This window comes from Nocardia sp. NPDC004068 (assembly GCF_042874315.1).
GTDB lineage: Bacteria > Actinomycetota > Actinomycetes > Mycobacteriales > Mycobacteriaceae > Nocardia.
This window is the reverse complement of sequence record NZ_JBIAMW010000021.1, coordinates 24,342-46,535: the sequence shown is the minus strand read 5'-3', so window position 1 is coordinate 46,535 and position 22,194 is coordinate 24,342. Positions and strand designations below refer to the sequence as shown.

Below are 22,194 nucleotides of genomic sequence, written 5' to 3'. Positions count from 1 at the left end.
GCCGGTCTGGTCGCGTCGCGTGCGACGCGCGGTGCGGAACGGAGCCGGTGTGGGTCGATGTCGCGGGCGACGGCCGCGGCGCAGGGTCGATCCCGCGTCCGCTGACGGGGTCGGAGGTGGTCCGGCAGCGGAGGGAACGACGCTGCGCTGATGGGGCTGGACGCGGCCCTGCGGTCGGCGGGGTGACGCTGCTCGCGGTGACGCGGGCTCGGTGGGGACGGCATGATGGGAAGATCGACACACCCGGCGAGGGGAGCTGTTCCGTGGCCAAGGAGTTCACCGGCATCGACGACAAGCTGCGGCGGTTCATCGCCGAGCAACCCATGTTCTTCGTCGCCACCGCCCCCTCCCAGGGTGGCCGGATCAATCTGTCCCCCAAGGGGTATCGCGACACCTTCGCCGTGCTCGACGACCACACCGTCGCCTACCTCGACCTGTTCGGCAGCGGCGTGGAAACCATCGCCCACCTGCGCGACAACGGCCGCATCACGATCATGTTCTGCTCGTTCACCCGCACCTCGAAAATCCTGCGCCTCCAAGGCACCGGCCGGGTCGTGCGCCCCGACGACGCCGAATTCGCCGCCCTGCGCGGACATTTCGGCACCGACCACCCCGGCGTGCGCGCGATCATCGTCGTGCACTGCGAACGCATCGCCGACTCCTGCGGATTCAGCGTCCCCTACCTCGAATTCGTCGACGAACGCGCCGTCCTCGACACCCACCACGCCCGCAAGACCGACGCCGACTTCACCCGCCGCATCAGCGGCGACAACGCCACCAGCATCGACGCCCTCCCCGGCCTCGACGCCGACCACCCCGTCCCGACCCGCGACCCGGTAGCGTGACCGCCATGGCGCGACCCGAATCCGGCCCCCGGGCGGTGCTGGAACGCTTCCGGCAAGCGGCGATCGACCAATCCGTCGAGGCGATGACCGAGCTGTACGCCGAGGACGCGGTGCACGAATTCCCGTTCAGCCGACCGGGATTGCCCACCCGGCTCGAGGGGCGGGACCGGATCGTCGAATTCATCACCGCGGGCTGGCGGTCGGGGGTGTTGCGGTACGAGTCGTATCGCACCCTCGCGATTCACGACACCCTCGACCCGGACACGATCGTGGTCGAGCAGGAGGCGGTGGGGACCAGTACGGTCAGCGGCGCGGTCGCGTTGCCGAATGTCGTGGTGCTCACGGTGAGCGACGGGCGGATCAGGATCTTTCGTGATTACGTCAACATCTTGGCCGCCGCGGAGGCCACCGGGATCACGATCGGGTGACGCGAGGGCGAATCCTGTTCCGACACCGCCCGTTTTGCTCTGGAACCGCGGGGGCGCGGCTTGCGTCGAACAACCATGTGAGACAACTGATCGCCGCCCTTCCCCGAGGAGCATCTCGTGGACAGGGCTGAACCCAGCGTGGACGAACTCGCCGACTCGGTGATCCGCACAGCGGCGGAACTGCGATACCGGATCGTTCGCGACGAAACGGGCGGATTGGCGCTGACCGCCGACGGGGATACGCCGGTGGAACCCCCGCTGGTATTCGAGATGACCGAGGACGAACTGCTGGACTACTACCGGCAGTCGGCGGCGGACGCGGGCGATGCGAGCACCTCGTGGAAGACGTGGCTGCTGTTGATGTCGACGCACCTCCAGGAAGCCCTGTATCAGGCGGAGGGTCTCGATCGACGGTGCGTGATCGTGATCGGCGAGACGGGGTTCGAACCCCGGCCCCGGTGAGCCGTTTCCGCTGCGGAACACCCGACCGACCCCGGCCCCGCACCTACTCGTCAGATATCCTCAGAATCCCTGGCGCCGAATCGCTTTCCTTCGAGCGCACCCGGCCTCGATGGATAACCCCACGCAGCTTGCGCGGCACGATGGCGATCAGCAACGGCGCTCAATGGGTCGGTGGTGTCCAGCCGAGCGGCGGCGATTCCGAGGCGTCGCCGTAGGCGGTGACGAACTCCTCGTCGGCCGGGATGGGCTGGGCCCAGAATTTCAGGCCGAAAGGGACGGGCAGCGGGCGGGCGTCCACGGTGATCACTCGGCGCGTCGTCTCCAGGTGCAGGGCGGGCAGGGTGGGGTCGAACCGGGCGATCACGAACTCCGTGCCCTCCCCGTCGACACGGTTGTAGTTGAACCGCACCCGTTTACCCGGCTCGAGCGGCGGCCCGCCGAACCCCCACCCCGATCTGACGCCGCGGCCCTCGACTCGGATGGAGGTCATCAGCATCTCCTGGCCGGGGTAGGCAGCCCGCATGGTGGAGGGAGGCGGACCCGCGAACACCTGCCACGTCAACCGCCCATCGGATCGGCGGTCGGTAACCGGCCGCTGCTCCTCCTCCACCTGCGGACTCCTCTCGGCTCAGCGCTCGATGTCGGCGCACGCGACGCCCGGCCGTCGTTCGCCTACTCGTCGGATATCGCCAGAATCCTGACCGCCGAATCGCTTTCGCTCAATGCCACTCGGCGCAGTTCGGTGATCACGTCGAGGTAGCGGGAGACCTCCGCGGAGCGTTCGAGGTAGAGGTTGCCGACGTATTCCTCGATGTAGATCAGCGGGGGTTCGACGAATTTCGAATGCGGGGTGAGGGGGAATTCCAGGAGCGAGAACGGTCCGGCCAACGCGCCGATCCGGCTGCGGGCATTGAACGGGACCACGCGGATCGAGACATTGGGGCGTTGGCCGATCTCCACCAGGTACCGGCGCTGCTCGGCCATCACCGCGGGGCCGCCCCATTCCTCGCGCAGTGCCGCCTCGGAGACCAGAATCTCGGCCGAGAAATTCGGATCATGAAGGCGCTGTTGGTGTTTCAGCGCACCTCCGATGCGCTCTTCGATCTCGGCGGTGGCGGCGTGCGGGGTCTCGGTCCAGGCGACCGCGCGCAGATAGTCGGGGGTTTGCACGATCCGGGGCAGCAACAGGAGCGACCAGGACGTCGACCGTTTCATCGTGTCCCGCAGGCAGGCGTAGGGATCGATCCCATCGTCCCGGCGATCCATATGCGCGCGCCACCAACCACCGCCCTTGCGCTTGGTGATTCGAACGTCCTGCGCCAGAGCGAGAATCGTGCGGCGGGTGTCGTCGCAGACGTGGTAGTGATCGCACAGGGCGTTCATGTAGAGATCGCTGGCCGAGGGGCCCGCGATCCCGTCTTCGAGGCGGGCCATCGTCTGGGACGAGATGCCGAGCATGTTCGCGACGCTGTATTGGCTGAGGCCGGACTTCTTTCGCAGTGCCTGCAATTGTCGGCCGAGTACTCGGCGGGCGATTGTTGAACCTGCTGTGCCCATGGCATTCTCTCGCTTTCGGATCGGTTGGAATATCGGAGGAAAGAACTGCTCCTGCTGGTGGTCCCGACAGTGATTCACGCCCGGGTGTGCCAGAGCGCTGGACATCGAAACCTCCGAGTGTGGTTTGTCCGGAATTGTGGCTTCGCCATCGAACCCCGATTTCAAGGCTGTCAAATCGGTGCCCGCCCGGGTGCCAGAAGAGTGACAGTCCGGTCTTGTGGATCGCGCGCGCACGTCTATACCCTCGAGGCAGGAGGGGGACTCCTACACACCGAGGGCCGTTGTCGTGGCAACCGAAGGTATCGGCAGTCGAATCAAGCACGAACGCAAGCTCGCCGGGCTGACACAGGCGCAACTCGCCAATCGCATCGGCTACAGCGTGTCCTACGTCCGGGCCGTCGAGCAAGGTCGCGAGCCCGCCAGCCCGGCGTTCACCGCGGCCGTCGCCGCGAAAGTCGGTGTCGATCCCGATCGGCTCAACGGAGCCCCCTACATCGAGACCTTGGAGGAAGAGGGCCCGATCGAGGGGCTCGAGAAACTGCGCGTGATTCTCGCCGAGGGCACCCATGTGCGGGCGGCCGAACCTCGGTCACCTCAACAACTGCGGGCCGACCTCACCGCGGTGCAGGCGGCACTGCACAAGGACCGCACCCGGCTGTCGCTGTCCTTGGTGCCCGATCTGATTCGTGGATTGCACGGTGCGGCGCAGGCCGCCCGGACCGACGCGGAACGCCGGACCGCGTACGAAATGCTTTGTGAGGCATACATCGCCGCCGAGGGCGCGGTGTGCCGATTGGGTTTCTCGTCGCTCACCGCACTGATCCTCGACCGCCTCGACGCGGCGGCCGCGCACGCCGACGACCCCGGATACGCGGTCCGCGGCCTGATGAAACGCGCGCGGCTGCTGATGGCGCACGGGTCCACCACCGTGGCCATGTCGTTGGTCGAGCAAGGGTTGGGAATGATCGACGGGGATTCGGAATCGGAACGAGTCCTGCGAGGCTACGGCCACCTGCGGGGCGCGATCGTCGCGGCCCGGAGTCGTCAACTCGATTCGGCCACCGAGCATATTCGCGAAGCGCAACGCATAGCGTCGGCGATGAATCATGAAAGTGCGCTCTACACCACCGAATTCGGCCCAGGGAACACGGCGATACACGACTGCGCCGTCGAACTGGAAGCGGGCGATCCCGGGAAGGCGGCGATAACGGGATCCCGTCTGCGACTGCCCCCCGACGTCGCCGCTCCCCGGGCGGGTCATCATTGGCAGGACAACGCGCGAGCATGGCTCATGGCCGGTAAGCCCCACGAGGCGTTGCAGGCACTGAACAAGGCTCGCGCTGTCGCACCCCAGCAAACTCGCCTCCACCCCTCGGTCCGCGAGACCGTCTACGGGATCGCCTCCGCCGAGCGTTACCGGAGCGACAGTCTGGGGAATTTCACGCGGTGGCTCGGAATGAATGTCTGAGGCCATGGCCGAGGCCGAGGTGGGCAGATCGCTCATCTGCCAACTGACGCAGAACGCCGTACCGGTGCGAAAGGTCGATGAGCTTCGTGCTCGCAACGATTCGGCTGTGGGGGAGTGAGCGAGATCGCCGAAGACGCGCTGGCTGAAGTACTTCGAAATGCTTGTCTCTCAGCCGGATTCGATCCTTCCGATGCTGATCTTATGCGGATTGGTGAGAACGCCATATACCGGCTACCCGGCGGCATCGTGGTTCGAATCAGCCGACCACGACAAGAAGTCGCGGCTTCCCGAGAGGTGGCGGTGGCCCGGTGGATGGAGGGCGCGGGTGTCGAGGCGGTGCGGGTCGCGCCGGGCATCGAGCAGCCGATGGACGTTGATGGGCGGGCAGTGACCTTCTGGCGGGAGCTGCCGCCGCATCGACGCGGCACACGCGTCCAAGCGGCCGAAGCCCTCAGGAAACTGCACCGCCTCGCGCCTCCCGCGGGCTTCGATCTGGCGAAGGTGGCACCGTTCGTTCGGCTCGAGGGGCGGATCGAGGGCGCGCGTTTCCTGCCAGACGATGATCGGCGCTGGATGCGTGAGCATCTGGCGCGGTTGCGTGAGCGGTGGGAGGGGCTGCCAAATGGGTTGCCGTGGTGTGTGATTCACGGTGATGCCTGGGTCGGCAATGTCGTGGTTGCCGACGACGGCCGTGTGATCCTGCTCGACCTGGAGCGTGCCTCGATTGGGCCGCCGGAGTGGGATCTGGTGCATACGGCGATCAAATTGTCGTCGTTCGGTTGGATCACGGCGGAGCAGTACGGTGAGTTCTGCGCGGTCTACGGGTACGACGTCACAACCTGGGACGGCTTCGAGTTGCTGCGCGATATCCGGGAGTTCCGGATGACAACGATGGCGGTGCAGGCAGGGACGACCGATCCCAGGTGGCGGGAGCAGGCGGGGCATCGGCTCGCGTGTATCCGGAGGGGGTCGGGTCGGCCGTGGCCGGGGTGGGAGGCGCTTGGATGACGTCCTGTAATCGGCCGCTCGACGAATTCGATTGCGGCGGCGCGAGTCCGTCAGATCCAGACATCGAACCTCGGCAACGGGCGGCGTGTTTCCCGGCCAAATTCTCGATACCCTCGAAGAGGGTGCTTGGGGGCAGCGCAGGGCGGCGATGAGTTGGACATCGGGCAGCGGATAGAGATCCAGCGGGAGCGAAAAGGCATGTCCCGGTCCGTTCTCGCGGGTCTTGTCGGGCTTTCCCCGGAGTGGCTGGCGGCCGCCGAGAACGGACGCTTACCAACCCCGAGTCTGTCGATGCTGCTTCGCATTGCCCGCGCGCTCGAACTGCACGATCTCGCCGAGTTGACCGGGAACGACCACGCCGTACCGGTGGCGGTCTTCGCGGGCGAGCGGCACGCCGCCCTCACCGCGGTAGAGGCGGCACTGCTTCGGAGCGTTCCTTCCGAAACAACCATCACCCCAACGGAACTCGCCGAACGCCTACGGCAGGCGTGGATCATCCGCCACGCCAGCCCCGATCATCGAACCCAGTTGGGAGCGTTGCTGCCCGACCTGATCCGGGATGCGCAATCGGCCGCCCGCACCCCGGGACCCGACCGGCGGGCGGCGCGGAAGCTGCTCGCGGGCGTCTACCAGCTGGCCGACTTCTATGTCGCGTATCAGCCTGCGCCCGAACTGGTTTGGCTGGTCGCCGACCGGGGACTGCACGAGGGATACGAGGCCGACGATCCCTACGTGATCGCGTGCAGTGCGTGGGCGATGGTCCAGGCCCTGCGCGACTCGGGCCGATGGGAGGAGGCCATCGGCCTTGCGCAGGACGCGGCCGACCGGTTGCGCCCCTATCTCGAACGGGACACCATCGGCGACGACTGGCGCGGAATCGTCGGCGCGCTGGAGGCCGAAATCGCTTACGTGTACGCGCGGCGCGGGCGGCACGGGGACGCGTGGCGTCATTGGGAACGGGCTCAGCGGGTCGCCGAGCGACTGGGTGCGGCGTACCGGCACATACAGACCTCGTTCTCGCTCCCGGTGATGGGCGCGCACGCCGTCACCCTCGGGGTGGAACTGCGCCAGCCGGGGGAGGCGTTGCGGGCGGCGCAGCGGGTCGACGCCGAGCGGATCGTGTCGGTGCCCCGGCGCAGCCGCCACTTCATCGAGGTCGCCAGTGCGCACGCCGTGCGCGACGAGCCCGCCGCGACCTTCGCTCTGCTGGCGAAAGCCGAGAGCACCGCGCCGGAGACCATCCGATACAACGGGTTCGCGCGGGAGCTGCTGCTCGACTTGCAGAAGCGGCCGCCGTCGGGGATGCGGAACGAGGTCCGGGAGTTGAGCCGAAGGGTCGGTGTCGCCGCGTGAACTGGGCACCCGCGAGTCGAGGCATATCGTGGCAACCGAAGGTACCGGCAAATCACGCACGCGCGCAAGGTCGCTGGGTTGACGCGACCGAATTCTCGGTACCCGCGAGCGGGAAGGCCCGTCCCCCGCGAGGGCCGTGGTCACGCAGCGGGCGCGGTTCTCGAGACATCATGAAAAAAGTTGTGGCTGAGCCGATTACGAAATGGAGCGGACGGTTCCCCCGGCCGCGGACTGTTCGATGGCGGCGAGGAGGCGGTGGTGGCGTAGGGCGGTCTCGAAGTTGGGATGTGGTTGCCGGGCTTCGGCGATGGCCTGGGCGACCTCCAGGTAGAGGGCTGCGATGTGGGCCGGTGGGCCGGACCGGATTTCGGCGGGGACGGTGTGGTACGCGTCGGGTACGGCCAGGGCCTCGTCGCCGATCTGGATAGACCATTCGCCCCAGTGGATGAACGTTCCGGGTTGGGCTGGGGTGGCGATCAATGTCGAGTCGCTGCCGACGATCTCGAGGCGGAATCCGTAACGGGCGGGCCCGTTGCCGCCGTGCACGGCCACCGACGCGGTGGCGCCGCTGACCAGAAGTCCGTGCAGCAGCACGTGACTGGGCGTGGCGTTGGGCACCGTCCGCTCCGTCCCGGCGACGAGCACGCGGTCGTGCGTGCGGGGCAGCCGTGCGGAGACTTCGGTCAGTGGACCCACGACCCGTTCGACGGTGGCCAGGAAGTGACCGGCCATGATGGTCAGGATGTCGGTTCCCTCCGCGGGATCGAGGCCGAACACCAGACTCGGCGGTATTCGACTGCCGCCCCAGGGGGCGCCCTCCGCCACCAGCGCGACCGATTCGAGCGTGCCGATCCGACCGCCGGCCACCAGGTCCGCGGCGAAGCGAACACTCGGGGAGTGGTGGCCCTGCAGGACGACCGCGTGAACGACGCCGGCCGCGGTGGCGGCCGCGGTCAGCTCACCCGCTTCGTCGGCGTCGACGCCCAGCGGCCACTCGGACACGACGTGCTTGCCGGCGTCGAGCGCTGCCCTGATCACGGCGGCATGACCGGAGGCCTTCACCGATACGACGACCAGGTCGACCTCCGGGTGCGCGACGAGTTCCCCCGCGTCGGCGAAGACGTGCCGCACGCCGTGGGCGGCGGCCACACGGTCCGCGCTGGCCCGATTGGTGGTCGCGACCGCGGTCACCTCGAACTCCTCGAGAGCGGTGAGCGCGGGCAGATGCGAGCTGTCCGCCCAACCGCTGGCCCCGACCACGCCGACTCGGATCATGCGCCACTCCTTAGTTCTGTACCTATTGGTAAGAAAGTAGGTGGCGCGGCACTCGTCCGCAAGAGGTAATGTACCGATAGGTAAGAAACTTGGAGACAGGACGGAGGACGGCATGCCCGGCGGACGCCCGCGCTCGTTCGACGCGGACATCGCACTCGACCGCGCGCTGGAACTGTTCTGGCGGCACGGCTACGAGGGCACGTCGCTGGCCGACCTGACCGCCGCGATGGGCATCAACAAGCCCAGCCTCTACGCCACCTTCGGCAACAAGGAGGAACTGTTCGCCAAGGTTTTGGCCCGCTACCTCGACGGTCCCGGCGCCTACGCCGCCGACGCGCTGAACGCCCCCACCGGCCGCGAGGTCGTCGAGCGGCTCATTCACGGGGCCGTCGAGCTGACCGCAGGGGCGAACACGCCGAACGGTTGCCTGTGTGTCAAGACCGTTCAAGCCTGCGGACCCGACTCGCGCACCGTCCGTCACGACGCCGTGGCGGTCCGCAAAGCAGGCGAGGCCGCGTTGCGCAGGCGACTCGAGCAGGCCACCGATCTGCCGAGCCGCCATGAGCCAACCACCTTGGCCGCACTCGTCCACACGATCTCGGACGGCATCGCCGTCCAAGCCGCTGCCGGGCGCAGCCGCGACGAACTGCGGCAGGTCGCCGACTCGGCGCTGCGGGCCCTGTTGGGCGACGGCACATAGTCCTGTGCGGCCGTCGAGAATGGGTGCTTGCAGCGCACGAACGAGGCCGATGATCGAATTACGCACGCGCGCAGAGTTACTGGGCCGACACGGGGTCAGCTCGCCAGCCGACTGGACGAACGGTTGCGGCAGGCGTGGATCGTTCGGCATGTCAGTCCTGATCATCGAACTCCGTTGGCCGCCTTGCTTTCTGGCCTGATCCGGACCACGCCTCGGTCATAGGTGGAAAGTTTGCTTGACACCGCTGTGGGTGTAAGCAAACTTTCAACCCGGTTCGCGTCGCCAGGTCGTGGCTCCCGCGCGTCGCGCCGACGAAGGTTCGCGGATTCCCGCCATCGGTGCTCTCGGAGTATGGGCAGGTCGCGGTTAGCCTTGGGGTGCACGGGTTTCGGTGGGAGGAGCGCGGTTGTGGAGAGCCGGGTTGTCGTCAGTGACCGATCCGGGTCTGGGCACCGGACCGACTTCGGCTCGATTCCTCGGGGGCGGTCAGGAGTTCGGACATGACCGAGGGCATCGATGCGGCGGCAGTACGCCGTGCGGAACTCGGCGGGTTCCTGCGAACCGCCCGGACTCGCCTGACACCCGCCGACGTCGGGTTGCCGGTGCGCCCCTACCGGACCCGCCGCACACCGGGTCTGCGGCGTGAGGAGGTCGCGGGGCTCGCCAGAGTCAGCGTGACCTGGTACACCTGGCTGGAACAAGGCCGGGACGTCCGCGCGAGCAGGGGAGTCATCGACGCCCTCACACGAGCACTGCGACTCGACACCGAACAGGCCCGGCATCTTCGCCATCTCGCTGGCTTCGCCGACCCCGAAGCGCCGCAGCCGATTCGGCGCGATCTCGCCGAACTGCAACAACTGGTCGACGCTGTGCCGAGCTATCCCGCGGCCATTCACCGGGACAATCTCGACTACGTGGTGTGGAACAGGCCGTACGCCGCGATACGGCGCGATCCCGGGCTGCTGCCCGCGGAGCGGCGGAACCTGTTGTGGGTGGTCTTCACCGACCCGGACCTACCCGCGCATCCCCACTGGCAGGACGCCGCGCAGGATTTGCTCGGCTTCGTTCGCGCCGCGCTGGGGCAGCGTCCGGGCGACGCGCGACTGAATCAACTCGTGCGCGAGCTGAGCGAGGTGAGCGCGTCTTTTCGCGAGGCGTGGTCACAGCATCATGTCGGTGAGATCCGTTTGCCTGCCATTTCGATGAGCCATCCCGAGGTCGGCGAATTCCATTTGAAGTACACGCGCCTGCGCTGCCTCGATGATCCGGAACTCGTACTGGTCGTGCAGCTTCCGGTGACCGCCGCCGACGCCGACAAACTGGCCCGCGCACTGGACTTCCGGTGAGGATCGCCTGGATTTCCGAAGTGTCCTGAAGAAGTCTCGTGTCTGCCGGGTAGTAAATCTACTTGGATCACCATCGCAAGACCGTGGCATTGTCTGCTGAATTCTCCTCGAGCTGCCGCGACCTCCTCCTCGACGGGGCTTTCCTGTCATAACGTCACCGACATCCCGGTTCCCGCAACGCATTCGAGTCTTGGCACCGGGCATCGCGATACCGCGCAACCGGAGGGAGCTTGTGATGAGACCGATCAGCCACGCGACTGTCGTGAGGGCATTGGCGACAATCGTCTCGATGATCACCGTGATAACGGGACCCGCTGCGGCACAAGCCGATACCGAAGGTTCCCGACCGGATACGTCCGCCGACGGCGCGATCGTCTCCGCGCACCCGATCGTCCTGTTCGGCCTACCGGTGCCGGTCAAGGCATGGCAGGTGTCGTTCACCTCGCACGACGGACAGAATCTACCCACCACCGGCAAGACGACCATCCTCGAACCCGACACCCCGTGGACCGGCCCGGGCGCGCGACCAGTGATCAGTTGGCAAGTGGCCGAGGACAGCCTCGGCTCGCAATGTTCCCCGTCCTACGCCTTCGAACACGGCGTGGACAACATCGTGAACGAGAGCACCCTCGAAGCGACGCTCGCAACGACTGTGCTGCAACGAAACTGGGCTCTCGCATTTCCGGATTATCAAGGACCGCGAGAACGATTCCTCGAAAAAACCCAAGCGGCCCACGCCATTCTGGACGGAATCCGCGCCGCCAAAGCGTTCGCACCGGCCGGGTTGGCGGACTCTCCCATCGCTCTGCTCGGCTACTCCGGCGGAGCAATGGCGAACATGTGGGCGACCCAGGCGCTGCCCCATTACGCGCCGGAACTGCGCCTCGCGGGTGTCGCCACCGGCGGGTTGCCGGTGGATCTCGTCCATCAGCTCGAGCGCGTGAGCGGCACTGTCTACGCCGGAATCGGTCTGCTCGCGATCGCGGCGGTGCATCGCCTCGCACCCGAGGCCGACGTGCCCGGGCTTCTCAACGATCGAGGTAAGCGGATGCTGGCCGAGACAACCAATTTCTGCCTGGCCGACTTCACCCTGAAGTACCCGTTCGTCGACATCGGCGACTACACAGCGGTTCCGGACATCGTCCACAATCCTCGGTTTCAGGCGATATTGCGCAGTCTGAGCGTGGAGCCCGACGCGTCGCAGCCGCCGACGTACTTCTGGGAGTCCACCACCGATGACCTCCTGCCGATCGACGATGCCGATCGACTCGTGGCTTCCTGGTGCCGGGCCGGTGGTCAGGTGACATACGCCCGGCTGCCGATCCCGGGTCATGGACTGCCGGACATGGTGAACCTGCCCGCCGCGCTCGACTACCTCGGTGACCGATTCGCCGGTGCCCCGACACCGGAGTGCGGCTGAACCGCCGGCCCCGGTACGACGGCTCAACAACCCAGCTGCGTCGCCAGATCGAGAAAGTCGGTGGCGTTGATGTCGAACTCCTCGCTGAACTCGATGTCCGCCAAGGCGATATCGCCGTACTCGTACGGACGGGCTACGAAGGCGGTACGGAAACCGAGTGCGGCGGCGGCGCGGATGTCGTATTTGTGGCAGGCGACCATCATGATGTCGGCGGGTGCCAGTCCGAGGTAGGTGGCGGCGAGGTGGTAGGTGCGGGGGTCGGGTTTGAAGGCGCCGGCCATTTCGGCGGTGAAGACGGCGTGCCAGGGGAGGTCGGCGTGGCGGGTGATCTCCACGACGGCGGAGACGTCGGCGTTGGACAGGGTCGCCAGGAGGTAGCGGGTGCGGAGGCGGTGTAGGCCCGCCACGGTGTCGGGCCAGGGGTCCAGGCGGGTCCAGGCGCGGGTCAGGGTGTCGCGGTCGATCGGGTCGAGGTGCAGGCCGCGGCTGTCCAGGACGGTGTCGAGGGTTCGGCGGTAGATGGAGGCCACGCTCACCCAGGGGCCGTCCTGCGGTTGCCGGGAGGTTTCGGTGAAATAGGCTGTGCGCCAATCGTTCACGAAACGCGACCAGTCCTGGTCCGGGTAGCGGTCACCGGCGAGTTGCTCGGCGGCGCGCCGGATTGTGGAATGGAAATCCGTCGCGGTGCCCTGTACGTCGAACAGCAACGCTGTCGGCCGGTCGTTCACGCGCGCTCCGAACGGCTTGGGTAGACGGCGATCTCGATGAGGTTGCCGTCGAGGTCGCGGCAGTAGTGCGAGGTCATCTCGCCCAGCGCGCCGATCTTGGTCACCGGACCGTCGACGATCTCCACGCCGCACTCGACCAGATGCGCCGCGACCTGCTCCGGCGAGCTGCCGGTGACGAAACACAGGTCCGCAGAGCCCGCGGCCTCGACGGCGCCGGTGATCCACGCCGGGTCCTGACCGAGCGGACGCAGGTTGATCTTCTGGTTCCCGAACGTCAACGCCGTGCGCCCGGCCGGGCCGAATGTCTCGACGGTCATGCCGAGGACGCGCGCGTACCACCGGGCGGTGGCGGCGACATCACGGCAGTTGAGGACGACGTGATCGAAACGTTCGACGGTCAGGGCCATTTCGGCACGGTAACAGGTCTCCGGTTGGACAATCCGTGCGGCGGTAGACCCCGTGAGGTCGGCGTACCGATGGCGATTCGCTCAGCCCTGCCGAATCGATCGCACGGCCTGCACGGGGTGTTGTCGCCAGGACAGCGTCGCCTACGTACGCTCGGTGAAGATCTTGGTCAGCCGCTCCGCGAATTCCGTTGCGTGCGCGCGTGATCCATTGTGCGCGCCCGGGAACTCGGTGACCGACAGGCCCAACCGAAGCGCGATGGTGGCGGCCGGACGGTAGGGGAGATGACCGCGGGTCCGTTCACCGGCGGCCAGCACCAGACGATCCGTCAAACCGTCGAGTGCGCCGAAATCCGGGATGTACGAGGTGAATTCGCGGAGTTCGTACTCCATCATGATCGGTCCGTTGGCAGCCAGCCGGGCCCAGGTCTCGGTTTGGCGCGGGGTCATCCGTTCGGGTTGGGGGGTGGGGTCCATGACCGGGCCGATGCCCGCGAGGAAGTGGGCGCCCGCCGCGGCGAGGCCCTCGGTGTGGAACAGGTCCAGCACCTCCTCGATCCAGGCGTGGTGGGCGGCGGCGGTGGGCAGGACGGCGAAGCAGGGGGGTTCGTGGGCGACCACGGTGCGGACGCGGTCGGGGTGGTGGGCCAGCAGATCGAGGGCGGTGATCGCGCCGTTGCTGGTGCCGAACACGAAAGCCGGTTCGCTACACAATGTTTCGATGATCCGGGCGGCGTCGTCGGCCTGCACGGCCACGTGCTGGGGTTCGGGGTGGCCGCTGGTCAGTCGGCTGCGGGAGTAGCCGCGGACGTCGTAGGCGATCACCGTGAAGTGTTCGGCGAGGCCCTCGGCCAGGTCGTCGAAGTTCGCGGCGTCGCCGCCACCGCCGGGGATCAGCAGCAGCGGCGGGCCGTCGCCGCGGATCTCGGCGTACAGGTCGGCGCCGGGGACGGGCACTGTCTCGGATTTCATGATCTCTCCTTCTCGGGCCACTGCGACAAGGTGCGGTGCAGGGCCTCGACGATGTGGTGCCAGCTGGCGTCGGTGGGCCGGGAATGGGCGAATCCGCCCGCGGCCTCCAGCGTGGCGAAGCCGTGAAAGGTGCTGCGCAGCAAGCGGCCCGCGTCGGTGGCGGCGGGTTCTTCCAGGCCGTAGCCGTGCAGGATGGCCTGGGTCAGTTCGATGCTGCGTAACAAGGCGGGTTCGTCGGCGACCTCAGCGGGGTCCATGCGGATCTGGGTCGCCGCGTAGCGGCCCGGATGCTCGAGCACGAAAGACCGGTAGGCTCCGGCGAATCCGATCAAGGCGTCCTTGCCGGAGCGGCCCGCCATCGCCGCCGCGATGCGCTCGTTCAACTGCGTCGCCGACGCCAGGGCCACCCGCACCCGCAGGTCGTGCAGATTGCGCACATGGGAGTACAGGCTCGGATCCTTCACGCCGACCGCGCGGGCGACCGCGGACAAGGTCAGATTGTCGAACCCGATCTCGTCGGCCAGCTCGGCCGCCGCCGCGGTGATCCGCTCGGCGGTCAATCCCGTTCGCGGAGACACACATCCACCACCTTTCCTAACCTGATTAGGTTACACCCTAATGACCTTAGGAGGCTATTCCTCTGTACCTACTGGTATGTATAGTGCGGGTATGAGCACGAGGGACGACCTCATCGAGAGCACCCGGGCGCTGCTGTGGGAGCGCGGGTATGTGGGGACCAGCCCGAAGGCGATTCAGCGGCGAGCCGGGGCCGGGCAGGGCAGCATGTATCACCACTTCGCGGGCAAGGAGGATTTGGCGCGTGCGGCGATCGATCGGACGGCCGCGGAGTTGCGTGCCGCTGTGGACGCGCGGCTCTCCGGTCCGGGCACTGCGCTGCAACGCATTTCGGGGTATCTGCGCCGCGAGCGCGATGTCCTGAAGGGCTGTCCGATCGGTGGACTGACCCAGGATCCGGATGTGATGGCCGCCCCCGCGCTCCGCGCGCCGGTTCAGGAGACCTTGACGTGGTTGTGCGCCCGCCTGACCGAGGTGCTGCGCGAGGGGCTCGACCGCGGGGAGCTGAGTGCGGCGCTGGATCCGGGCGCTACGGCGGCGGCGATCGTCGCGGCGTTGCAGGGCGGGTACGTCCTGGCTCGGGCAGCGGACAGCACAGCGCCGTTCGAGCGGGCGGTCGAGGGTGTACTCGCGTTGCTTTCCGCCTATTCGGTGAAAACCTCCTGATAGCAAGGACATCGGCACACATGCATGTATCGCACGCTCCGCGCATCGCGGTTCCGGCCTCGTCGTCGTTCGTCACCCGTGATGTGCGCGTCGAAGAACTCGCCGTCCCCGACGGTCCGTCCCGGACACAGGTCGACCGCGTTCGGTTCGCCCCGGGTGCTCGGACGCACTGGCATCGTCATCCCGTCGGGCAGGTGCTCGTGGTGACCGACGGGGTGGGGCTCGTGCAACGCCGTGGAGGGCCGGTCGAGGTCATTCGGGCGGGCGATACCGTGCAGATCGAGGCGGGTGAATGGCATTGGCACGGAGCGACTTTCGACGCGCCGATGACGCATGTGGCGATCGAGGAACATCCGGGGGACGGCACGACGGCGGAGTTCGGCCAGGCGGTGAGCGACGCCGAATACCAGGCCGCGAACGGCGATCCGGCCCCGCCGCTGAGCCGGGTGATCGTCATGGACCAGCCGCTGCCACGACCGCTGGCCACCCAGCGCGTCGAGATCCGGCGGATCACCATCGCGCCCGGGCACGCCGCCGGAACGCACATCCACAACGGGCCCGTCTTCGGCAATATCGAGACCGGATCGGTCGTCTACCAGATCGACGGACACCCGGAAACGGTGCTCGAACCCGGCGACGTCTTCTACGAACCCGAGGGCACCCGCATCGCCCGCTTCGACGCCCGAGACGACGGCGTCACGTTCCTCGGCTACTTCCTACTCAGCGACGGCATGACCCCCGAACTGGCCTTCCCCGACGCCTGAGGACCCCCGCGATACAAACCCAGCCGCACCCCTTGTTCGAATCCGCACCCGTTTCAGGGCCTTACAAGGGGTGCGGATCCGAATAAAGGGTGCGGCTGGGTTCGTAGGGCTGGGGATTGTCAGGGTTTGCGGGCCAGGGCGCAGGAGATGAGTTTTTCCCAGACGGTGAGGTCGCGTTCGGGGGGGCCGATGTTGGTGACATCCTCGCCGTCTTCGGGGGCTGGGGCCGGGCGCCATTCGGTGCAGTTCTTTAGGCCGGGCTCTAGGACCTCGAGGTCGCCGAAGAGGGCGAGGATCTCCTCGTCGGTGCGCCAGCGGCCGCGGCCGAAGCTGCCCTGCAACTTCTGTTCGGCCAGTTGGGTTTCGGCGTTGTAGCCGGAGCGGAAGTGGGAGATGTAGACCTCGCTGCCGGAGGGGACCTTGTCGACCCACCAGCGGACCAGGCCCGCGGGGTCCTCGTCGTCGTTGAGGTGGTGCAGGATGGCGCTGAAGATCAAGCCGACCGGTCGGGTGAAATCGATCAGGCGCTGGACCTCGTCGCTGTCGAAAATGCCTTGTGGGTCGCGCAGATCCGCGGTGAAGACCGTCGTGTTGGTGTCGGTGGCCAGCAGGGCGCGGCCGTGGGCCAGCACGATCGGGTCGTTGTCGACGTACACTACGTGCGCGCCGGGGGTGTGGCGCTGGGCTACCTGGTGCACATTGTCGGCGGTGGGCAGGCCGCTGCCGAAGTCGATGAACTGGTCGATGCCGTCGCGGGCGATATCGCCGACGGCGCGGATCAGGGCCTGGCGGTTGGCGTAGGCGATGGCCACCGAGCCGGGCAGGTCTTTGATGAAGAAGTCACCGATTTCGCGATCGACCGCGTAGTTGTCCTTGCCGCCGAGCAGATAGTCGTAGACGCGAGCGATGCTCGCCTTCGACTGGTCCACATGTGTGGCGCTGTCGGTCATGGGAATCATCCCCTGTCGCTGGATGCTGGGACGGATCAATCCTAGGAGCACAACCGTTCGCGGATGGGCGGTTCGGTTATACCGGCAACTCCCCGCCCGGCGCAATGGAATCCGACGTCACGGGATGTGTTCGCCGCCAACGCGATTGCCGCTACCGGCCGCAGCGGACCGACAGCGATCGCCCAGCACCCGCACCGCCTCGCCCGACAATCGTTGCGACAGAGGATGATCACGCCCCGCCTGGCACGAAACGGCGACCGGTCGGTATGCAAGGACGAGGTCCCCCGGAAAGGTCTCGGCGGCAGCGGATTTCGTTCAGCCCGCCGGGGGCCGAGCGCATCGAACCGCCGCCGCGCCCTCGCTCAGTCGTGCGGCGTCGCACCGGGCTCGACAGCCACAGGTTCGAGCGGCGTCGCGCCGGACTCAACCGACACAGGTTCGGGCTGCCCCGGTGCGGCCCCCGCCGGTCGCGTCGACCGTTCGGGTTCCACGGCCATTGGCGCGGGTTGCGCCGGTGCGGCTTCCGCCGAACGCGTCGGCCCTTCGGGCTTCACGCCACCGGCTCGGACTGCCCCGGTGCCGCTTCTGCCGCCTGCGTCGGTCGTCCGGCCTCCACGGCCACCGGGTCAGGCTGCGCCGCTGCGGTTTCCGTCGTACGCGTCGGCCCTTCGGGCACAGCCGGGACCGCCTTCCGAGCCCCGCCCAGCCGCGCGTAGGCGAGGCAGACCACCCCGCACAACAGGTACCCCAGTGCCACCGTCGGCGCCGCGGCCCAGGCGACTCGGGCGGCGTGGATCAGGCCGATCCAGCTCAGCGCCGCGGCGGCAGCGCAGGCGGTGGCCGCGGCGAGGAAGCGTTTGTCCAGGATGAAGGTGACGATCGCGCCGAGTACCAGGCCGGCCAGGACGCCGCCCGAGCCCAGGGTTTTAAGGCCGTCGTACACCACGCCCGCTTGGCCGAGCGCGGCGTTGCCGACCTTGTCGGCGGTGGTTCCGGCCGCGGCCAGCGCGTTGTCGATCTGTCCGACAGCCCATTCGGCGAGGTTCGGGATCAGGGCCGCGACGACCGCCACGGCGTGCAGTTTGGGTACCGCTTGGAACGCTTGGGCGCCGATCAGCAGGCCGATGTACAGCAGGATCGGCACGATCGCGGGGGTCGGCAGTAGGGTGCTGAGCACTCCGAACAGTCCCAGCAGGCACATCACGCCGATGGTGACGCCGCTGGCGAGCGAGTATCCGGTGCGTCCGCCGGCGTCCTTCCAGCCGGGGTGGCCGATGTAGACCGCGGGCGGGAACGGTGAGCCGAAGCCGGAGCCGATGATGGCGCCGAATCCGTCGGCGAGCAGCACGCTGCGCAGGTTGTAGTTGTCGCCCGCCGCGGCGGCGCTCTCGACGTTGCTCATCGCCTCGGTGAAGTTGTAGACGCCCAACGGAATCGCCGTGGCCAGCAGCGGACCGAGATTGCCGAGGCCGGTGAACAGCAGGTGCGGGTGCAGGGTCGGCAGTCCGACCGCGATGTCGTGCGCGGCCTTGGTGACGTCGGGCACCGACATGTATCCGCCGATCCAGCCGATCGCCGTGCCGACCAGCAACGCCACCAGGCCGACCGGGACGTTGCCGGGCAACCGCACATCGGTGAAGAAGCCGATCAGGATGATCGCCAGCACGGGCAACGCGATCCACGCGGCCTCCCACATCTGCGCGGCCGGGCGCATGGAGATGAACGTGATCGAGATGCCCGCCAGGGTGCCGAGCATGGCCGCGCGCGGGGTGATGCGGCGGATGTAGGGGCCCACGAAGCCGCCGATCATGACGATCACGCCGATGAGGAACGCCCACGCCAGACCCGCCGACCACGCTTTGAGCGGATCGTGGCTGGCGAGGTAGATCGGCAGCATGACCACGAACACCACGATGAACATGTGCGGCACGCTGGGTCCGTACGGCAGCGCGGTCACCGTCGTCCGCTGTTCGCGGCGGGCGAGGCGGCGGGCCAGCAGCACGTAGTAGAGGTTGCCGAGCACCAGGGCCACGCCCAGCGCGGGCAGCACGCTGCCCAGCACGTCCCGGCTCGGGATGTGCACCACCGCGATCGACAGCGTGGTGAGGGTGAGCACGTTGACCAGGATGTTGAAGCAGAGCCCGAAGTAAGCGTTGGTGTCGCCGCGCGTCCACCAGGGCACGCGCAGGGCGGCGGATTTCTCGGCGGGCGCGGGCTCACGGGGTTGGGTGTGGAGGGACATGGGTTTTCCTGTTCACTAAACCGGTGTATCGGCGGAGGAGTCGAGCGGGGCGGGGGCGGTCAGCGCGGTGCGGACCGCGGCCGAATCGGCGACCCAGCCGAAGATGCCGCCCTGGGCCGCGATCATCTCCAGCCCCACGCGCTGGAATTCGGGGAAATACGAACCGACGCAATCGGAGACGACCAGGCACTCGTAGCCCCGATCGTTGGCCTCGCGCACGGTGGTGTGCACGCACACCTCGGTGGTGACCCCGGTGACCAACAGGGAGCGAATACCCTTGCGGCGCAGTTCGTCTGCGAGCCCGGTGGCGTAGAAGGCGCCCTTGCCCGGCTTGTCGATCACGACCTCCTCCGGCAGCGGGGCGAGCTCGTCGACGATGTCGTGGCCGTACTCGCCGCGGATCAGGATGCGGCCGAACCGTCCCGGGTCGCCGATGCGCTGAGAAGGATTGCCGCGCAACAGTTTCGACGGCGGACAGTCCGACAGGTCGGGCCGGTGACCCTCCCGGGTGTGCAGCACCGGCACCCCCGCCGCGCGGGCCGCGGCCAGCAGACCGCGCAGCGGCTCGATCACCGTGCGCAGCAGGGCGACGTCGTTGCCGAGGCTCTCGCCGAACCCGCCGGGCAGCAGGAAGTCGCGCTGCATATCGATGATCAGCAGGGCCAGGGTGCCCGGCTCGTAGCGGAACGGTCCCGGCCGCGCCGGAATGGCTTGTGTGGTGGTCATCGTCGCTCCTGCGCCGTTCGGGAGGTGGCCGCGGCGGTCATCGCCGTGCGGGGTTCGTCGAGGATGCGCGCCGCGGCCGCCAGCACGGTGTCGTCGGCGAGGGCGGGACCGGCCACCATGACCGACAGCGGCCGCCCGTCGCCGGTCATGCCCACCGGCACCGCCACCGCGGTGAGGTCGAGCAGATTCCCGAAATGGGTGTAGTGCCCGAGCACGGTGTTGGTGGCGATGGGATCGGCCAGCACCTGCGCCACGGTGAAGGTGGTGCCGATGGTCGGCAGCACCAGCACGTCGAAGTCGGTCCACATCCGGGCCACCCGCGCGCGCAGCCGTTGCAGCCGCTGCTGTGCCCGGAACACGTCCACCGCGTCGAATCGCTGTCCGCCGGTGAGGATTTCGCGCACCACCGGCAGGATCGAGTCCGGATGCTCGGCCAGGAACTCGCCGAACACCACCAGCCGCTCGGCCACCCACGGGCCCTCATACAGCAGCTCGCCCGCCGCCAGGAACGGCTCCAGAGACGTTGGCACGCAGTCGAATCCGAGTCCGGGCAGGCGCTCGCGCAGCGCCAGGTGCGCGTCCCGGAACACCGTGTCGCCGAAGAACTCCAGCTCGGTCGCCGCGGGCAGCCCGGCGCGCAGGCGCCCGCCGCGGTGGCGCGGCCCGCGCGGGCGGCTCCAGGGATCGTCCGGGTCCACCGCGGCGATCACGTCGAAGACCCGGTCGAGGTCCTCCACCGAGGTCGCGGTGAGGGTGACGCAGTCCAGCGACTCGCACGCCGGAACCAACCCGACCGCGCTGATCAACCCGCGCGACGGCTTCCACCCGACAATCCCGTTGAGCGCGGCCGGAACCCGGCCGGATCCGGCGGTGTCGGTGGCCACGCAGAACGGCACCTCGCCCAGCGCCACCGCCCGCGCGGAGCCGGAGCTGGACCCGCCGCAGACGAGGTCGCCGCCGAAGACGCTGCGCGGCACGGTGTAGGGGGTGCGGGTGCCGTTCAGCCCGGTGGCGAACTGATCGAGATTGGTCTTGCCGACGAACAGCGCGCCCGCGTCGAGCAGGCGCTGCACCGCCGGGGCGGTTCGGGTTGCGGTGTAGGCGAAGTCGGGGCAGGCCAGGGTGGTGGGCCAGCCCGCGACATCGATGCTGTCTTTCACCCCGAACGGCACCCCGTACAGCGGCAGCGTGCGCGCGCCGGGCCGTCGCTCGATCTCGGCCGCCGCGGCCAGCAACCGCGCGCGGGGCACCGGGGTGATCCAGGTGCCGTCGTCGCCGTGGGCGGCGATCGCGTCGGCGACCCGCGCCGCGGTGTTCGTCGGTGAGCCGCTACCGCTTTCGTGGGAGTGCAGGATCTCGGCGATGCTGGGGCCCGTGCTGTGCATTTGTCGATTGTCGACAGAATGCGTGAAGCCCGGTGTGTTCGTGTGTTTCGGTTGTGTTGCCCGCTGTCAGTGGAATTCGAGATCGAGGTAGGCCAGCTCGCCGTGGCGGCGCAGCGCCTCGAGCACGGTGTCGCGGTCGTTGGTCTCGAGGGCGGCCAGCAGCGCGGCGTGCCGGCGCACCCCGTCGCGGCGATGCGTGGCGCGCGCCTCCTCGCGCAGGTTGCGGGCCATCGGCAGTTGCAGTTTCAGCAGGATCGGCGCGTAGGCCAGATCCAGTTGCCGATGGCGGGCCAGTGCGACGATCGCGGTGTGGAAGCGGCGGTGGGCGTTGTCGCGCTCGAAGGCGTCGTCACGGTCGTCGGCGGCGCGCATGTCGTCGAGCGCGGCGCGCACCGCGCGCAACGGATCTCCCGTGGCGGGCAAGGGAAACGCGCTCTCCACCGCGTGCCGTTCCAGCACCCGCCGTAGTTCGAACAGTTGCAGCACGTCGGTGGCCGACCACACCACCACCCGGAAGCCGCGGCGCGGCAGATGCTCGATGAGCCCCTCCTGCACCAACAACCGCAGCGCCTCCCGCACCGGCGCGCGGCTGGTGCCCAACCGGGCGCACAGCGCCTCCTCGCCGATCCGATCGCCCGGCGCGTACGCCCCGCTCAGTACCTCCGACCGCACATGCCGCACCGCCAAATCCACCAGGCTCGGCGGCAGCACGGTCTCCTCCGCACCCACCGTCATGCTTCGAGTCTACGAACGGGGCGGTCGGCGGCGTGGCGGTCACACTGTCGTCGACGGAATCGGAGGCGGTCTCGTCGGGGGCCGGATGGAGGGTAGGGCGGGCGACGCGTTCGCCGAATCGGGTTGCGGCAGAACGTGATCGCGCGCCGGTCACGGTTCGGGCGGGCCTCTCGCGGTGATGGAG

The 22,194-nt window shown here is 68.1% G+C and carries 23 protein-coding genes; 11 read left to right on the top strand and 12 right to left on the bottom strand.

Translation table 11 applies throughout. The features are described 5' to 3' along the window. Positions 1-263 precede the first annotated feature (263 nt). The 3 genes from ACFYTQ_RS34850 (at position 264) to ACFYTQ_RS34840 (ending at position 1,735) form a co-directional block, all read left to right on the top strand. The gene (locus ACFYTQ_RS34850; RefSeq protein ID WP_387370114.1) at positions 264-845 is read left to right on the top strand and encodes a pyridoxamine 5'-phosphate oxidase family protein; all 582 of its coding nucleotides are present in this window, start codon (positions 264-266) and stop codon (positions 843-845) included. 5 nt (positions 846-850) lie between these two features. Next, positions 851-1,273, top strand: coding sequence for a nuclear transport factor 2 family protein (locus ACFYTQ_RS34845; RefSeq protein WP_387370112.1), 423 nt, complete (start codon positions 851-853; stop codon positions 1,271-1,273). Between the two features lie 117 nt (positions 1,274-1,390). Then, positions 1,391-1,735, top strand: a complete 345-nt coding sequence (locus ACFYTQ_RS34840; protein WP_387370111.1) for a hypothetical protein — start codon at positions 1,391-1,393, stop codon at positions 1,733-1,735. Between the two features lie 160 nt (positions 1,736-1,895). On the opposite strand, the gene ACFYTQ_RS34835 is transcribed toward ACFYTQ_RS34840, so the two are convergent. Together ACFYTQ_RS34835 and ACFYTQ_RS34830 are read right to left on the bottom strand one after the other, a co-directional pair. Then, on the bottom strand, positions 1,896-2,225 hold the full coding sequence (locus ACFYTQ_RS34835) for a hypothetical protein (protein ID WP_387370109.1): 330 nt from the start codon (positions 2,223-2,225) through the stop codon (positions 1,896-1,898). 182 nt (positions 2,226-2,407) lie between these two features. Continuing rightward, positions 2,408-3,292 carry a helix-turn-helix domain-containing protein gene (locus tag ACFYTQ_RS34830; RefSeq protein ID WP_387370107.1) on the bottom strand — a complete coding sequence of 295 codons (885 nt, stop codon included), beginning with the start codon at positions 3,290-3,292 and terminating at the stop codon, positions 2,408-2,410. A 286-nt stretch (positions 3,293-3,578) separates the two neighbouring features. Here ACFYTQ_RS34830 and ACFYTQ_RS34825 point away from each other — a divergent pair, with 286 nt between their 5' ends. The 3 genes from ACFYTQ_RS34825 (at position 3,579) to ACFYTQ_RS34815 (ending at position 7,121) form a co-directional block, all read left to right on the top strand. Next, a complete protein-coding gene (locus ACFYTQ_RS34825; RefSeq protein WP_387370105.1) occupies positions 3,579-4,760 on the top strand; it encodes a helix-turn-helix domain-containing protein in 1,182 nt (393 codons plus the stop codon). Positions 4,761-4,874: 114 nt separating this feature from the next. Continuing rightward, positions 4,875-5,768: a phosphotransferase family protein gene (locus tag ACFYTQ_RS34820; RefSeq protein ID WP_387370103.1), complete on the top strand. Its 894-nt coding sequence runs from the start codon at positions 4,875-4,877 to the stop codon at positions 5,766-5,768. 126 nt (positions 5,769-5,894) lie between these two features. After that, positions 5,895-7,121 (top strand): helix-turn-helix domain-containing protein, encoded by a 1,227-nt coding sequence (locus ACFYTQ_RS34815; protein WP_387370101.1) that lies wholly within the window; start codon positions 5,895-5,897, stop codon positions 7,119-7,121. Between the two features lie 195 nt (positions 7,122-7,316). On the opposite strand, the gene ACFYTQ_RS34810 is transcribed toward ACFYTQ_RS34815, so the two are convergent. Next, the gene (locus tag ACFYTQ_RS34810; protein ID WP_387370099.1) at positions 7,317-8,396 is read right to left on the bottom strand and encodes a Gfo/Idh/MocA family protein; all 1,080 of its coding nucleotides are present in this window, start codon (positions 8,394-8,396) and stop codon (positions 7,317-7,319) included. 112 nt (positions 8,397-8,508) lie between these two features. Between ACFYTQ_RS34810 and ACFYTQ_RS34805 the strand changes: the two genes are divergently transcribed. The 3 genes from ACFYTQ_RS34805 (at position 8,509) to ACFYTQ_RS34795 (ending at position 11,862) form a co-directional block, all read left to right on the top strand. Further along, a complete protein-coding gene (locus ACFYTQ_RS34805) occupies positions 8,509-9,096 on the top strand; it encodes a TetR/AcrR family transcriptional regulator (RefSeq protein ID WP_387370097.1) in 588 nt (195 codons plus the stop codon). A 500-nt stretch (positions 9,097-9,596) separates the two neighbouring features. After that, entirely contained in the window at positions 9,597-10,442 is an 846-nt protein-coding gene (locus ACFYTQ_RS34800) for a helix-turn-helix transcriptional regulator (RefSeq protein WP_387370095.1), read from the top strand. A 289-nt stretch (positions 10,443-10,731) separates the two neighbouring features. Further along, the gene (locus tag ACFYTQ_RS34795) at positions 10,732-11,862 is read left to right on the top strand and encodes a lipase family protein (RefSeq protein WP_387370093.1); all 1,131 of its coding nucleotides are present in this window, start codon (positions 10,732-10,734) and stop codon (positions 11,860-11,862) included. 23 nt (positions 11,863-11,885) lie between these two features. Here ACFYTQ_RS34795 and ACFYTQ_RS34790 read toward each other — a convergent pair whose 3' ends face one another. From ACFYTQ_RS34790 to ACFYTQ_RS34775, 4 genes are all read right to left on the bottom strand, one after another. Then, positions 11,886-12,590: a haloacid dehalogenase type II gene (locus ACFYTQ_RS34790; protein ID WP_387370090.1), complete on the bottom strand. Its 705-nt coding sequence runs from the start codon at positions 12,588-12,590 to the stop codon at positions 11,886-11,888. Beyond that, positions 12,587-12,997, bottom strand: a complete 411-nt coding sequence (locus ACFYTQ_RS34785) for a VOC family protein (RefSeq protein WP_387370088.1) — start codon at positions 12,995-12,997, stop codon at positions 12,587-12,589. The genes ACFYTQ_RS34790 and ACFYTQ_RS34785 overlap by 4 nt, the downstream gene beginning before the upstream one ends. Before the next feature lie 141 nt (positions 12,998-13,138). Beyond that, complete coding sequence (locus tag ACFYTQ_RS34780; protein ID WP_387370085.1) at positions 13,139-13,966, bottom strand: alpha/beta fold hydrolase; 828 nt, start codon at positions 13,964-13,966, stop codon at positions 13,139-13,141. After that, positions 13,963-14,544 carry a TetR/AcrR family transcriptional regulator gene (locus ACFYTQ_RS34775; RefSeq protein WP_387370083.1) on the bottom strand — a complete coding sequence of 194 codons (582 nt, stop codon included), beginning with the start codon at positions 14,542-14,544 and terminating at the stop codon, positions 13,963-13,965. The genes ACFYTQ_RS34780 and ACFYTQ_RS34775 overlap by 4 nt, the downstream gene beginning before the upstream one ends. Positions 14,545-14,635: 91 nt before the next feature. On the opposite strand from ACFYTQ_RS34775, the gene ACFYTQ_RS34770 reads away from it, so the two are divergent. Both ACFYTQ_RS34770 and ACFYTQ_RS34765 read left to right on the top strand, forming a co-directional pair. Further along, complete coding sequence (locus ACFYTQ_RS34770) at positions 14,636-15,208, top strand: TetR/AcrR family transcriptional regulator (protein ID WP_387370081.1); 573 nt, start codon at positions 14,636-14,638, stop codon at positions 15,206-15,208. Between the two features lie 20 nt (positions 15,209-15,228). Next, positions 15,229-15,972 carry a cupin domain-containing protein gene (locus ACFYTQ_RS34765; RefSeq protein WP_387370079.1) on the top strand — a complete coding sequence of 248 codons (744 nt, stop codon included), beginning with the start codon at positions 15,229-15,231 and terminating at the stop codon, positions 15,970-15,972. Between the two features lie 119 nt (positions 15,973-16,091). Here ACFYTQ_RS34765 and ACFYTQ_RS34760 read toward each other — a convergent pair whose 3' ends face one another. The 5 genes from ACFYTQ_RS34760 to ACFYTQ_RS34740 all read right to left on the bottom strand — a co-directional run bounded on the left by ACFYTQ_RS34760 (position 16,092) and on the right by ACFYTQ_RS34740 (position 22,010). Then, complete coding sequence (locus ACFYTQ_RS34760; RefSeq protein ID WP_387370077.1) at positions 16,092-16,922, bottom strand: SAM-dependent methyltransferase; 831 nt, start codon at positions 16,920-16,922, stop codon at positions 16,092-16,094. Positions 16,923-17,472: 550 nt separating this feature from the next. After that, entirely contained in the window at positions 17,473-19,164 is a 1,692-nt protein-coding gene (locus ACFYTQ_RS34755; protein WP_387370075.1) for a regulator, read from the bottom strand. Between the two features lie 15 nt (positions 19,165-19,179). Next, entirely contained in the window at positions 19,180-19,890 is a 711-nt protein-coding gene (locus ACFYTQ_RS34750) for a cysteine hydrolase family protein (protein WP_387370074.1), read from the bottom strand. Beyond that, positions 19,887-21,275 (bottom strand): allophanate hydrolase, encoded by a 1,389-nt coding sequence (locus ACFYTQ_RS34745; protein ID WP_387370072.1) that lies wholly within the window; start codon positions 21,273-21,275, stop codon positions 19,887-19,889. Before ACFYTQ_RS34745 ends, ACFYTQ_RS34750 begins: the two co-directional genes overlap by 4 nt. Before the next feature lie 66 nt (positions 21,276-21,341). Next, on the bottom strand, positions 21,342-22,010 hold the full coding sequence (locus ACFYTQ_RS34740) for a GntR family transcriptional regulator (RefSeq protein ID WP_387370070.1): 669 nt from the start codon (positions 22,008-22,010) through the stop codon (positions 21,342-21,344). Positions 22,011-22,194 lie beyond the last annotated feature (184 nt).